The sequence below is a fragment of the Novosphingobium sp. genome, from assembly GCF_039595395.1.
In the GTDB taxonomy this organism is placed as follows: Bacteria; Pseudomonadota; Alphaproteobacteria; order Sphingomonadales; family Sphingomonadaceae; genus Novosphingobium.
Map to the genome: position 1 here is coordinate 617,954 of NZ_JBCNLP010000006.1, position 13,300 is coordinate 631,253.

Consider the following 13,300-nt stretch of genomic DNA (forward strand, 5'->3'; position numbering starts at 1 on the left):
CTGTGTTTTCACAGGGAAAAGGCGGGGGAGGCCGGCGCTCCTTTGCGAGAGCGCCAGCCCCTGCTCAGTTATAATGGAAGCGGAAGTCCACCCCGACGCGGCGCGGCGTCAGCACGCCTTGCGCATAATAGCGCTCGACGACGCCGGTGCGGACCTGGTTGTAGGAACTGACATCCTCGCTGATCGCGGTGACGGCATATTTGTTGAAGATGTTGTCGGCATAGACGCCGATCTCGAAGGCCTTGGCGTGATAGGTGACCGAGGCGCGGTGCAGCACATAGCCCGGAATGTCCTGACCATTGCCGCGCAGGCCGATGCGCGAATAGATGTCACCGGTGTAGGTGCTGGCCCAACTGGCCTCGATGTCGCGGCCCTGGCTCAGCGGATAGGTGTAGGTCAGTTGCGCGCTGCCTGAATTCTTGGCCGAGCCGGGCAGGCGGTCACCCTTGTAGACATCATAGGCCACGCCGCCGCTGACCACCACGCCGGGGGCATCCTGCGTGAGATGCGCGTCGGTGTAGGAATAGGTGCCCGCGATCTGCAGGCGCGGCGTCACCTTGAACTGGCCCGAGAATTCCACGCCCTGCGACACGGCATCCTTGGCGTTGACCGTCACGCCCACCGCGCCATTGACCGTTTGCGTCGCGACCTGGATGTTGTTCCAATTGACGTGGAAGGCATCCAGCGTGAACTGCAGGCGCTTGTCCAGCAGTGAGGCGCGGATGCCGATTTCCGCGTTGCGCGTCTTGTCTGGCTTGTAGACCAGCTCATTGGGCAGGGCGCAGACATTCTGCCCCGGACTGAGCGGCAGCACGCAGGGCGCCACACGGTTGACGTTGCCGGTGCGATAGCCGGTGCTGTAGGTGGCATAGGCCAGCAACTGGTTGCTGAACTTGTAGGAGGTGTTGGCCTTCCACACCGTGCCGCTGGCATTGGTGGCGCCCGATTTGATGCGGCTGGCGGCGAATTGCACCAGCGGATAGGGAGTGCGGGCCAAGCCCCCGCCGGTGAGCGGCGTGTCGGTGCCGCCGGTGGCCTCGGCGTCATATTTGAAATAGCGGATGCCGCCCGTCACCTGCCAGGCCTTGGTGATATGGAAGGTGCCTTCGCCGTAAACCGCCTTTTCCTTGGTGGCGGTGTTCACGAAGGACATGTATTCCAGATCGTCGGGTCGGTTGACGCCGATGAAATTGGCATAGCCGGGCGTGTATTCGCGGTAATTGCGATAGTCGCGAAGATTGTTGTAGAAACCGCCGACGACCCAGCTAAAGGGACCGCCATGCGAGGAGACCAGACGAACCTCCTGGTTGAACTGGCGGTAATATTCGGTCTGGGTGTTGTAGGAGGAAAAGGCTGGGAAGGCCTCATAGCCGTAATCGAGATCAAGCAGCAGGTCGGTGTTGTCGCCCTTGTCCTGGATCTTCTGATTGGTGAAGGCGGTGGTTGCCACCAACTGCGCAATGCCGAGATTGACGTTGAATTCGGCCGAGAACAGGTCCGAAATACGAGTGGTCGGCTCAAGATAGCGCCAGGGGCCTTCGTAATTGCCGGTGCCCAGCACGCCCGCGCCATTGGCCTGGCGCCCGCCGGTGCGCGTTTCCTGATGCGCGTAGGTCAGATAGGATTTGATGTCGGGATTGACCTCGACCAGCAGCTGATTGCGCGTGGTGAAGGTGTGTTCGTAATTGACATCACGCTTGCTGTAGAAGTTGGCATTGTAATCGGCCTGTGTGCCGAAGGATCCCTGCGCCGCCGTGGTGCCACGCACCGGCTGAGGATTGGACACGCCGGGGTTCTTCAGCAAATAATTGTAATCGATGAAGCCGGGATTGTCATAGTAACCCACCGTCGAACGGAAGGCGACATGATCCTTGATGATGGGAATATTGACCGCGCCATCGATGTTGATTCCCGCCGAGGAGCTGTGCGACTGGCCAAAGGCGCGTTCATGGAAATCGAAGGTGAACTTGTCGGCGGTGGGGCGGTTGGGCATGTAGCGCACCGCGCCCGACAGCGTGCCGAGGCCATACAGCGTACCCTGCGGGCCCTGCAGCACTTCGACGCGGCTGATATCGATCAGCTTGAAGTCGAGATAGAGCGGAACCTCACCCAGATAGACACCCAGCGCATTCTGGTAATTGGAACCATTCGCGCTGGTGCTGGAAGAAGAGATGCCGCGCAGAATGATATTGCCGGTCGATCCCGGACCGGTATCGACCACCGTCATGCCCGGCGTGAAGGCCGAGAGCGATTTGACATCATCGATACGCTGCTTGGAAAGCTGTTCTGCGCTCACCGCGCTGATGTTGATCGGCGCATCCTGAAGCGTGGTGGAGCGGCGGGTGGCCGTCACCACGATTTCATTGGCAGCACCCGGTGCGGCACCTGCAGGGTCCGGTGCGGCATCAGCGGCAAAGGCCGGAGCGGAAGCGGTGCCCATCAGCATGGTCGCGCAGAGTAACGTTTTACGGAAAGCTTGCTCGGTCACTTCGGCCCCCTTTTGTTTTCAAAAAAGCCTGTCGCAAAGTGACATCCCCTCATGGACGCCTGACTACGCCAGTGTCGTCAGCCAAAACCTGGCCATTATTCCCTGATGCAACCCCAATGGAGCAGGGGTTCCATGTTTTACTCTTGGATTGTTTGTACTCTATGGAACGGCCGGGCGTTGACGCGAAGCATATGGGTCTTCCGCCGGGCGATGCACCATACGCTATTGATATTACCCAGATGGTCAAGCGTAATAATTATTGTGCATCGCAGTATGAAGGGATCGACCATCGCACACCGGAATTTCGTGATATTTCCAACCCGGACCGGGCGGTGAGCGCTGTAATCGTGCTGCCCTGACCATGAGGAGGAGGCATGCAAAGCATCATCAGGGCGATACGGAGGAGGAGTGATTCGCGATGAATGGGTGTGATAAAAATGATTTTAATACAGATAATTGTGTCGGATAAACCGGAGCACGGCAAAAAGCGACGAAAGGCGCTGTCGACGTCCTTCATCGCATGCTTGTGCTGGCTTGTGCGAATGGGAGGATGAGCCGATATTACCAATCGTCTAATACGTAATATTTCCACTGGACAGGTGAGGCGATCGCCGCGATGCTGCAGTGCAAAGGGGACGAATCATGACGGGATCTTTCCGCAAGACACGCAATCTCGCTTTGATGGCCGCCGTGGCAATGGTGGCATCCTGCTCTCCCACCACCAGTGACAGTGCCAAGCCGCGTCATGAATTCAACATCGGCTGGTCAATCTACACCGGCTGGATGCCATGGCCTTATGCGCATCAGGCTGGTATCGTGAAGAAGTGGGAAGATAAATACGGCATCAAGATCAACATCGTTCAGGTGAATGATTATGTTGAGTCGGTCAATCAATACACCGCCGGAAAATTCGATGGCGTGACGGTGACCAATATGGATGCCCTCACCATCCCGGCTGCGGGTGGCAAGGACACCAGCGCGATCATCCTGGGTGATTATTCCAACGGCAATGACGGCATTCTGGTCAAGGGTGGCGACAAGGTCGGGGATATCAAGGGCAAGTCGATCTATCTGGCCGAGCTGACGGTGTCGCATTATCTGCTGGCTCGCGCGCTCGATACCGCCAAACTGTCCTTCAACGATGTGAAGACGGTCAACACCTCGGACGCAGATATTGTCGGCGCCTTTGCCAGCCCCGATGTGAAGGCGGCGGTGGCTTGGAACCCGCAGCGTTCGACGATGAAGGCGCAGGCGGGCGTGAAGCAGGTCTTCAGCTCTGCCGATGTGCCGGGCGAAATCCTCGATCTGCTGGTGGTCGATACCAACACGCTCAAAGCCAACCCCAATCTGGGCAAGGCGCTGGCGGGCATCTGGTACGATACGATCAAGCTGATGACGCAGCAGAATGCCAAGGGGCAGGAAGCGCGCGCGCAGATGGCCAAGCTGGCCGGCGCCAAGCCCGATGTCTTCGACAGCCAGATTGCCACGACCTATCTCTATGACGATCCCAAGTCTGCCGTTGCCGCCACCACCGCTCCCGCGCTGGAAACGACGATGAAGCGGGTGCGCGATTTCAGCTTCTCCAAGGGGCTGTTCAAAGGCGCGACTTCGGCCGATGCGGTGGGGATTGGCTTCCCCGGTGGCAAGACCTTGGGCGACAGCCAGCATGTCACCCTGCGCTTCGACGAAAGCTTCATGAAAATGGCCGCCGACGGCAAGCTGTGATCGCGTGGGATTTCGCTCCATCAAGGTGATGACACGATGCGTTGGGTAAACCGTCACATGCGGCGACAGGACCGCCTGTTTTTGGGCGGGCTGCCGATTGCGCTGTTGCTGCTGCTCTATCTCTTCACGGCGATGCAGCGCCACAGCATCAATCCGGCGGACAAGATCCTGCCGCTGCCCGCCGGCATGGCGCAGAGCCTTGGCGCGTTGATGGCGCAGCCCGACCCGCTTTCGGGCAAGCTGATCTTTGTGGCCGACACTATGGCCAGTCTTGAAAGGCTTGGCATCGGCATCGGCATTTCCACGCTGATCGCGCTGTTTGCGGGCCTCGCGCTGGGCGTGCTGCCGCCGGTACGCGCCACCTTCGGGCCGCTGGTGACGGGCATTGCGGTGATCCCGCCGATTGCCTTGCTGCCGATCCTGTTTATCGCGCTGGGGCTGGGCGAGACCGCCAAGATCGCGCTCATTGTGCTGGGTATTGCGCCTGCCATGCTGCGCGATCTGGCGGGCCATGTTGCAGCCCTGCCGCGCGAACAGATCATCAAGGCGCAGACCCTGGGCGCGGGCAGTTGGCAGATCATGATCCGCGTTGCCCTGCCTCAGGCCATGCCGCGTTTGCTGCAGGTGGTGCGCCTGTCGCTCGGGCCCGCATGGGTGTTCCTGATTTCGGCCGAGGCGATCGCTTCGGATGTCGGCCTTGGTTATCGGATCTTTCTGGTGCGGCGTTATCTGGCGATGGATGTGATCATCCCCTATGTCGTGTGGATCGCCTTGCTGGCGATCCTGATGGATGCCGTGCTGGCGCTGATGAGCCGTCGTCTCTTCCCCTGGGCCCATGGAGCAAGCCATTGAGCGCGCTCCTCAGCCTGTGCGGCGTCTGGGTCGAATATGGCGACAAGGTCGTGCTGGAGAAGGTCGACCTCGATGTCGAGGCGGGTTCCTTCGTCTCCATTGTCGGCCCGTCGGGCGCTGGCAAGAGCAGCTTCCTGCGCGTCATCCTCGGGCAAGAGGTGCCGACACGGGGCTCCATCCTGCTCGACGGCGTACCGCTGGCCCCGGAATGCGGGCCGGATCGCGGCGTGGTCTTCCAGCGCTATTCGGTGTTTCCGCATCTGACGGCGCTGCGCAATGTGGTCTTCGGGCTGGAATGCGAAAAGGCGCCACTGGCCGCAAGGCTTTTCGGCAGTGCCCGCCGCGCCGCCGAGGAAGAGGCCGCCGCCATGCTCAAGGCGGTGGGGCTGGGCGACAGCCTGTATCTCTACCCGGCGCAAATGTCGGGCGGCATGCAGCAGCGTCTGGCCATCGCTCAGGCGCTGATCAAGCGCCCGCGCATCCTGCTGCTCGACGAGCCCTTCGGCGCGCTCGATCCCGGCATTCGCGCCGATATGCACGCGCTGATCCGCCAATTGTGGAGCGATTACGCGCTGACCATCATCATGGTCACGCATGATATCCGCGAGGCTTTCAGCCTTGGCACCCGCGTTCTGGCGCTCGACAAGCGCCGCCATGATCCGCATGCGCCGCATCGTTATGGCGCCACGGCGGTCTATGATCTGCGGCTCGATCGGAAAGGGCAGCCTTCCCTCGGTATTACCGTTGACAACAATGGTAATAAATTGGAGGGTGCAGCATGAGTTCAGAATCGACCCTGGCCCGGCTGAGCATCAGCCTGCCCGCCGACCTCTTCCGACAGCTTGATATGATGGTGGAAGAACGGGAATTGCCCTCCCGCTCGCAGCTGATTTCCGAGCTGATCCGCCATGCCCTGGCCGAGCATGAAGCGCTGATCCGCCCCGAGGAGATGCTCGCGGGCACGATCACGCTGGTCTATCGCGGTGAGCGTGGGCGCGTGCGCCACCAGCTCGCCCAGACCGAAGCCGAATTTCTGCGTGAGGTGATTTCCGCGCAGCATGTCTTCCTTGAGGACGACCAGTCGCTGGAGGTCCTGCTGGTGCAGGGCCCGGCGATCCGTCTGAAGGAGCTGTGTGACTCGCTGCGCCGGGTGCGCGGCGTGCAGCAGCTTGAACTCGTCACCACCACGGCGCTCCTGCCGCCCCTTCATGAACAGGGGCATGAGCAGAATGCCAAGCGGAAAGGAACAGGCGAATGAGCCAGATTTTGGCCAACCCTCTGGCCGCGCGCGATCACGCCCGCGCCATGGGCGGCACGCAGGTCGATACCATGCCGATCATCCCCCCGGTTGCCACCGACCTGCCCGAGGATGTGGCCGCAGAGGATCTGCTGTGGGAAGAGACCATCGCAGCGGGCGGCTATGCCACGCGGCGTCTGTCGCGCGGCACGCGGCTGCGGCTGATCGACCTGCAGGGCGATGCCTGCGCCTCGCTGATGCTCTTCAACGCCGAGATGCCGACCGAAAGGCTCAATGTCGCCGATACGGTCAAGATCCAGTGGAACGCCTATCTGGAGGCCGGCAAGCTGCTGCTTTCGGATATGGGCCGCGTGCTGATGAGCATTCTGGAGGATGACGCGGAAACCCACGACACCTTCTGCGGCACCTCCAATGAAGCGGTCAACACGCGCAAATATGGTGATGGCCGCAACAGCGGGGCCTTTCCCAATGGGCACGACCGCTTGCTGCTGGGCGCTGCCAAGCACGGGCTTGGCCGCCGCGACGTTCACCCCTGCATCAACCTGTTCAAGGGCACGCGCATCGAGGCGGACGGCACGATCACCCCGGTGATCGGCCCCTTCGATGTGGGCCGCAGCGTGACCCTGCGCGCGGAGATGGATGTGATCGTGGTCATCGCCAACTGCCCCCATGTGCTTGACCCGCGTGAGGCGTGGAGCGTCTCGCCGCTGCGCGTCTCCGCCTGGCGCGGCGCGGTCACGCCCACCCAGGACCCCATTCGCAATGCGACGCCGGAGGGCCTGCGCGCCTTCCAGAACGTCGAGGATTATTACCGCCGCTAGAGCCGCTTAACCCGCTCCAGATTGTGTTTGACCGCGTTTCGCGGAGCGGAGCCCTGTGCCCGCCGCATGCGACAACGCCCAGTTGCAAGGAAGGCCGCTATGAGCGCTGATCCTCATCTCTCCGGACTGACCGGCACGCCCATCCATGACGAGGTCGTGCCCGCCCGCGCGCCATGGCTGCATACGGTGGCGGCGGGGCAGACGCTGCGCATCGTCGATCTGGAAGGCAATCAGGCGGTCGATTTCATGATCTATGCCGCCGCCGACGATGCCGAGCGTTACAGCGCTCAGGATACGGTCTCGGCGCAAGGCAATCTCTTTCTGCGCAGCGGCAGCGTGCTGCTCTCCAATGAAGGCAACCCGATGATGACCATCATCGGCACTTCGGTCGAGTATCATGACACGATCGGCGGCGCCTGCTCATGTGAATCCAACACCTTGCGCTACGGCCACCACACCAAATCGCAACACGCCTGTGTCGAGAACTTCCTCGAAGCCAATCTGGCGCAGGGGCGCGGCAAGCGCGACATCGTCTCCAACATCAACTTCTTCATGAATGTGCCGGTGGAAGCCGATGGCGCGCTGGGCATTGTCGACGGCATTTCGGCGCCGGGCCTGCTGGTCGATCTGCGCGCCGAGATGGATGTGATCGTGGCGGTGTCCAACTGCCCGCAGATCAACAATCCCTGCAACGCCTTCAACCCCACCCCCGTGCGCATGATCGTTGCCGCATGAGCTTCGACACCGTCCTGATCGCGAACAGGGGCGCGATCGCCACCCGTATCATCCGCACGCTGAAGCGCATGGGGCTGCGCTCGGTCGCCGTCTATTCGGAGGCGGATGAGGGTTCGCTCCATGTTGCTCTCGCCGATGAGGCTGTGTGCATCGGCGCGGCGCCGGCGACGGAAAGCTACCTCAACGCCGCCAAAATTCTGGAGGCGGCCAAGGCCACCGGCGCCGGGGCGATCCATCCCGGCTATGGCTTTCTGGCCGAAAACGCCGAATTTGCCGAAAGCTGCGCGGCAGCGGACATCGTCTTTATCGGCCCCACGCCCGAGAACATCCGCACCTTCGGCCTCAAGCACAGTGCGCGCGCGCTGGCGCAGGCGCATGGCGTGCCGCTGGCGCCGGGTACCGGCCTGCTCACCGATGAGGAAGAGGCCGTCTCGGCGGCGCAGTCCATCGGCTACCCCATCATCCTGAAGGCCACTGCTGGCGGCGGCGGCATCGGCATGCGCATCTGCGAGGATGACGATGCCATCCGTCAGGGTTTCGCCACCGTGGCCCGGCTGGGCGAGGGCAATTTCGGCGATGCCGGTGTCTTCCTCGAACGTTACGTGGGCCGCGCGCGTCATGTCGAGGTGCAGATCTTCGGCGATGGCGCGGGCCGCGTCATGGCGCTTGGCGAACGCGACTGCTCGCTGCAGCGCCGCAACCAGAAGGTGGTGGAAGAAGCCCCCGCGCCCCTGCTGCCCGCCCATGTGCGCAAGGAACTGATCGCCTCGGCGGTCCGTCTGGGGCAGGCGGCCAATTACCGCTCGGCAGGCACGGTCGAATATCTTTACGATGCCGATCAGCAGCAGTTCTTCTTCCTTGAGATGAACACCCGACTGCAGGTCGAACATGGCGTCACCGAAGAGGTGATGGGCGTTGATCTGGTCGAATGGATGGTGCGCGGCGGGGCTGGGGATTTCGCCTTCCTTGATCGCGAAGCGCCGCAGCCGCAGGGCCATGCGGTGCAGGTGCGCCTCTATGCCGAGGACCCGGCGGTCGATTACCGCCCCACCTCGGGCATGCTGACGGCGCTGGAGTTCCCAAGCGATATCCGCGCCGAAACCTGGTGCATGGCGGGCACCACGATCAGCGCCTGGTACGATCCGATGCTGGCCAAGCTGATTGTCCACGCGCCCACCCGCGCCGAAGCGGTGGCCGCGATGCAAGACGCGCTGGATGCCAGCCGGGTCGATGGCATCGAGACCAATCTGCGCTGGCTGCGCGATGTGGTGCGCTCCCCCGCCTTCACCAGCGGCGAGGTTTCGACCAAGGCGCTCGACGGCGTCACCTATCATCCGCGCAGCATCCGCGTGATCAGCGGGGGCACCGCCAGCACCGTGCAGGACTGGCCGGGGCGCGAGGGCCTCTGGGCCATCGGCGTGCCGCCCTCGGGGCCGATGGATGATCAGTCCTTCCGTCTGGGCAATCGCCTGCTGGGCAATGCCGAGGGCACGGCGGGGCTGGAAATCGCCGTTTCGGGCCCCAGCCTGCTGTTCAACGCACCCGCGCGCATCTGCCTGATGGGGGCCGATTTCGGCGCGACGCTTGATGGCGTGGCCGTGAAGCGCGGCGTGCCTCTGGAGATTGCCGAAGGGCAGACCCTTACGCTGGGCCGCATGGCGGGCGGAGGCATGCGCGGCTATGTGCTCTTCGCCGGAGGGCTGGATGTCGCCGCCTATCTCGGCAGTTGCAGCACCTTCGAGCTGGGCCAGTTTGGCGGCCATGCGGCACGCCGCCTGCTGGCGGGCGATACGCTGCATCTGGGCGATGCCTCGGCGCAGGAGGCGCTGCCCGCCGTCAGCCTGCCCGAACTGGGCGCGGAATGGGCACTGCGCGTGCTGTACGGCCCGCATGGCGCGCCAGATTTCTTCACCGCGAAGGACATCGACACCATCACCGGGGCCGAATGGCAGGTGCATTACAACAGCAACCGTACCGGCGTGCGTCTGGTGGGCCCGAAGCCTGAATGGGCGCGCTCGGACGGTGGCGAGGCGGGGCTGCACCCCTCCAACATTCACGACAATCCCTATGCCATCGGCGCGGTGGATTTCACCGGCGATATGCCGATCATTCTGGGCCCCGATGGTCCCTCGCTGGGCGGTTTCGTCTGCCCCTTCGTGGTGATCGCGGCGGATCGCTGGAAGATCGGCCAGCTCAAGCCGGGAGACCGGCTGAGCTTCGTGCCCGTCACCATCACGGACGCGCAGGCCGCCGATGCCGCACAAAAGGCGCTGATCGCCACAGGCGCGGTGCCGGGTTCCACGCCGGCACGGGCGGTGGCCGACCTTTCGCCCATCCTTCAGGAGATTGCGCAGGCACCGGGCCGCCCCCGCGTGGTCTATCGCCAGCAGGGCGACCGCAACATTCTGGTCGAATATGGCGATATTGTCCTCGATATCGAGCTGCGCATCCGCGTCCATGCGCTGATGCGCGAGCTGGAGCAGCAGGCGCTGCCCGGCGTGATCGATATCGTGCCCGGCATCCGCTCGCTGCAGCTGCATATCGATGGCAAGGCACTCACGCAGCAGACCGCCTTGGCGGCACTGGTTGCGGCAGAGGAGCGGCTTGGCGATCTGGCCGATTTCTCGATCCCCTCCCGCATCGTCCATCTGCCGCTGAGCTGGCGCGATCCGGCCACCATCGAGACCATCGAAAAATATATGAGCGCCGTGCGGGCCGACGCCCCATGGTGCCCGGACAACATCGAGTTCATCCGCCGCATCAATGGTCTGCCCGATGCCGATGCGGTGGAAAATCTGATCTTCAACGCCAGCTATCTGGTGCTGGGGCTGGGTGATGTCTATCTCGGCGCGCCGGTGGCAACGCCCGTCGATCCGCGGCATCGGCTGGTCACCACCAAATACAACCCCGCGCGCACCTGGACCCCGCCCAATGTGGTGGGCATCGGCGGGGCCTATATGTGCATCTATGGCATGGAAGGGCCGGGCGGCTATCAGCTCTTCGGGCGCACGATTCAGGTGTGGAACACCCATCGCCAGACCGACAGCTTTATCGATGGCAAGCCCTGGCTGCTGCGCTTCTTCGACCAGATCCGCTTCTTCCCCGTCAGCGCGGAGGAACTGACCGAATGGCGCCGTGATTTCCCCAGCGGCCGCCGCCCGATCAGGGTGGAGGAGTCCGAATTCCGCCTCGCCGATTACCGCGCCTTTCTCGCCGAGAATGCCGAGGATATCGCGCAGTTCGAAACCAGCCGCCAGGCCGCCTTCGATGCCGAGCGTGATGATTGGCAGCGCAAGGGCGAATTCGATCGCGTACCCGAAACGGAAGGCAGCGATGCGGCGCCTGTCGCCATCCATGTGCCCGAGGGAGCGGAGCTGCTCGAAGCCTCCTTTGGCGGCAGTGTCTGGAAGATGCTGGCCGCCGCCGGGGATGAGGTCAAGGCGGGCGACACGCTTGCGGTGATGGAGACCATGAAGATGGAATATCCGGTGGAAAGCCCCGGCGCGGGCACGATCGAGGCCGTCTACCTTCAGGAGCGCCAGTCCTTCCAGCCCGGCGCCGCCATGTTTGCCTTGAGGCGCCGGCCATGAGCGCGATGAACCGGCGCAATGCCGCCACCATTGCCGCTGCCGTCAAGGCGGGCTGGACCAGCGCCGTCGCCGTGGCGGAGGAAACGCTGGCGCGGCTGGCGGCCTATGATGCGGTGCAGCCGCAGATCTGGATCAGCCGTGCCGCGCCCGAGGATCTGCTGGCCCAGGCTCGCGCCGTCGATGCCCGTGTCGTGGCGGGCGAGGTGCTGCCGCTGGCCGGCGTGCCCTTTGCGGTGAAGGACAACATCGATGTCGCCGGTTTCGCCACCACGGCGGCCTGCCCGGCCTTCGCCTATCGCCCGGAAGCCTCGGCCAGCGTGGTCGAGCGGCTGCTGGCGGCGGGCGCGCTATGCATCGGCAAGACCAACCTCGATCAGTTCGCCACCGGGCTGGTCGGCACGCGCAGCCCCTATGGCATTCCGCGCAATGCTTACAATTTGAACTATGTCAGCGGCGGCTCCAGCTCTGGCTCGTCGGTGGCAGTGGCGGCGGGCCTCGTCTCCTTTGCATTGGGAACGGATACGGCTGGCTCCGGGCGCGTGCCCGCCGCCTTCAACCATCTGATCGGCTTCAAGCCCAGCAAGGGGCGCTGGAGCACCAAAGGTCTGGTGCCCGCCTGCCGCACGCTGGACTGCATCACCGTTTTCACCGACGATACGGCGGATGCGCGGCTGGTCGATCTGGTGCTGGCCGAATACGATGCCGGTGATCCCTATTCCAAACTGTCCACCGATCAGCCGATCCGCCTGCCCGCCATCGGCGTGCCGCGCCGCGATCAGCGTGTGTGGTTTGGCGATGCGGAGTCCGAATATCTCTATGATCGCGCGCTGGAGCGGCTGGGCACGCTGGCGCCGATCGTCGAGATCGATCTCGAACCGCTGAAGGAAGCAGCAAAGCTGCTCTATGAAGGGCCCTGGGTGGCCGAGCGCACCGCTGCCATCGCGAGCCTGCTGGCCGAAAACCCGCAGGCCATCGATGAGACCGTGCGCGCGGTGGTCGAGCCGGGCACCGACATCAGCGCTGTGGAGGTGTTCAACGGCATCTATCGTCTGGCCGACCTCAAGCGGCAAGCCGATGAGATGTGGACTAAGGTTGGCATGCTGGCCTTCCCCACCACCGGCACCACCTTCCGTGTGCGTGAGCTGCAGGCCGCGCCCATCGCGCTCAACAGCAATCTTGGGGCCTACACCAATTTCGTCAATCTGCTGGATATGGCTGCGGTGGCCGTGCCGGCGGGCGCGCGGGCCAATGGCACTGGCTTTGGCATCACACTGATCGGCCCGGCGGACAGCGATATGGCGCTGCTGGCCGAGGCGGATTCCTATTTCTCGGCGTCGGATCTGCCGTCGCTGCCACCTTTGGATCTGGAGGGTAAAATGCAGACTGTGAAACTGGCCGTCGTGGGCGCTCACCTCAAGGATATGCCGCTGCATTGGCAGCTGACCTCGCGCGAGGCCACCTTCGTGGGTGCCTTCCAGACCGCGCCGACCTATAAGCTCTATGCCATGGCCGACAGCGTGCCGCCCAAGCCCGCGCTGGTCCATGACGAGAGCGGCGCTTCCATCGCGGTGGAGGTCTATGAGCTGGGCGTGGCCGAATTCGGCAGCTTTGTGGTGGAGGTGCCCGCGCCCTTGGCCATTGGCACCGTTACGCTGGAGGATGGCACCAGCGTCAAGGGCTTTGTGGCCGAGCCGCGCGCGATGACTGGCGCGCGTGACATCACCGAGCTGGGCGGCTGGCGCGCCTATATCGCGCAGATCGCCTGATCACTTTAAACGGAGGTTTCTATGCGCAGGCTCTGGGTATGGTGGATGGCAGCGGGCTGCATGAT

10 protein-coding genes are annotated in these 13,300 nt (G+C 63.3%); 9 read left to right on the forward strand and 1 reads right to left on the reverse strand.

Annotation, left to right across the window (positions count from 1 at the left end; all coding sequences use genetic code 11):
- Positions 1–64: 64 nt before the first annotated feature.
- Positions 65–2,488 carry a TonB-dependent receptor gene (locus tag ABDW49_RS22775; RefSeq protein WP_343615510.1) on the reverse strand — a complete coding sequence of 808 codons (2,424 nt, stop codon included), beginning with the start codon at positions 2,486–2,488 and terminating at the stop codon, positions 65–67.
- A 116-nt stretch (positions 2,489–2,604) separates the two neighbouring features.
- Between ABDW49_RS22775 and ABDW49_RS22780 the strand changes: the two genes are divergently transcribed.
- From ABDW49_RS22780 to atzF, 9 genes are all read left to right on the forward strand, one after another.
- The gene (locus tag ABDW49_RS22780) at positions 2,605–2,847 is read left to right on the forward strand and encodes a hypothetical protein (protein ID WP_343615511.1); all 243 of its coding nucleotides are present in this window, start codon (positions 2,605–2,607) and stop codon (positions 2,845–2,847) included.
- A 283-nt stretch (positions 2,848–3,130) separates the two neighbouring features.
- Positions 3,131–4,213 carry a putative urea ABC transporter substrate-binding protein gene (locus ABDW49_RS22785; protein ID WP_343615513.1) on the forward strand — a complete coding sequence of 361 codons (1,083 nt, stop codon included), beginning with the start codon at positions 3,131–3,133 and terminating at the stop codon, positions 4,211–4,213.
- Between the two features lie 36 nt (positions 4,214–4,249).
- The gene (locus tag ABDW49_RS22790; RefSeq protein WP_343615515.1) at positions 4,250–5,065 is read left to right on the forward strand and encodes an ABC transporter permease; all 816 of its coding nucleotides are present in this window, start codon (positions 4,250–4,252) and stop codon (positions 5,063–5,065) included.
- Positions 5,062–5,847: an ATP-binding cassette domain-containing protein gene (locus ABDW49_RS22795; protein ID WP_343615516.1), complete on the forward strand. Its 786-nt coding sequence runs from the start codon at positions 5,062–5,064 to the stop codon at positions 5,845–5,847. Before ABDW49_RS22790 ends, ABDW49_RS22795 begins: the two co-directional genes overlap by 4 nt.
- Positions 5,844–6,323, forward strand: coding sequence for a CopG family ribbon-helix-helix protein (locus ABDW49_RS22800; RefSeq protein WP_343615517.1), 480 nt, complete (start codon positions 5,844–5,846; stop codon positions 6,321–6,323). Before ABDW49_RS22795 ends, ABDW49_RS22800 begins: the two co-directional genes overlap by 4 nt.
- A complete protein-coding gene (locus ABDW49_RS22805; RefSeq protein WP_343615519.1) occupies positions 6,320–7,144 on the forward strand; it encodes an urea amidolyase associated protein UAAP1 in 825 nt (274 codons plus the stop codon). The genes ABDW49_RS22800 and ABDW49_RS22805 overlap by 4 nt, the downstream gene beginning before the upstream one ends.
- A 99-nt stretch (positions 7,145–7,243) precedes the next feature.
- Positions 7,244–7,879, forward strand: a complete 636-nt coding sequence (locus tag ABDW49_RS22810; RefSeq protein WP_343615521.1) for an urea amidolyase associated protein UAAP2 — start codon at positions 7,244–7,246, stop codon at positions 7,877–7,879.
- On the forward strand, positions 7,876–11,469 hold the full coding sequence (gene uca / locus ABDW49_RS22815) for an urea carboxylase (protein ID WP_343615522.1): 3,594 nt from the start codon (positions 7,876–7,878) through the stop codon (positions 11,467–11,469). The genes ABDW49_RS22810 and uca overlap by 4 nt, the downstream gene beginning before the upstream one ends.
- A complete protein-coding gene (gene atzF, locus ABDW49_RS22820) occupies positions 11,466–13,235 on the forward strand; it encodes an allophanate hydrolase (protein ID WP_343615523.1) in 1,770 nt (589 codons plus the stop codon). The genes uca and atzF overlap by 4 nt, the downstream gene beginning before the upstream one ends.
- Positions 13,236–13,300 lie beyond the last annotated feature (65 nt).

Excerpts from the sequence above, each read along its gene's own strand:
- ABDW49_RS22800 (WP_343615517.1), top strand. The coding sequence starts at position 5,844 with ATGAGTTCAGAATCGACCCTGGCCCGGCTGAGCATCAGCCTGCCCGCC.
- atzF (WP_343615523.1), top strand. The coding sequence starts at position 11,466 with ATGAGCGCGATGAACCGGCGCAATGCCGCCACCATTGCCGCTGCCGTC.
- uca (WP_343615522.1), top strand. The coding sequence starts at position 7,876 with ATGAGCTTCGACACCGTCCTGATCGCGAACAGGGGCGCGATCGCCACC.
- ABDW49_RS22780 (WP_343615511.1), top strand. The coding sequence starts at position 2,605 with ATGGAGCAGGGGTTCCATGTTTTACTCTTGGATTGTTTGTACTCTATG.
- ABDW49_RS22790 (WP_343615515.1), top strand. The coding sequence starts at position 4,250 with ATGCGTTGGGTAAACCGTCACATGCGGCGACAGGACCGCCTGTTTTTG.
- ABDW49_RS22805 (WP_343615519.1), top strand. The coding sequence starts at position 6,320 with ATGAGCCAGATTTTGGCCAACCCTCTGGCCGCGCGCGATCACGCCCGC.
- ABDW49_RS22810 (WP_343615521.1), top strand. The coding sequence starts at position 7,244 with ATGAGCGCTGATCCTCATCTCTCCGGACTGACCGGCACGCCCATCCAT.
- ABDW49_RS22785 (WP_343615513.1), top strand. The coding sequence starts at position 3,131 with ATGACGGGATCTTTCCGCAAGACACGCAATCTCGCTTTGATGGCCGCC.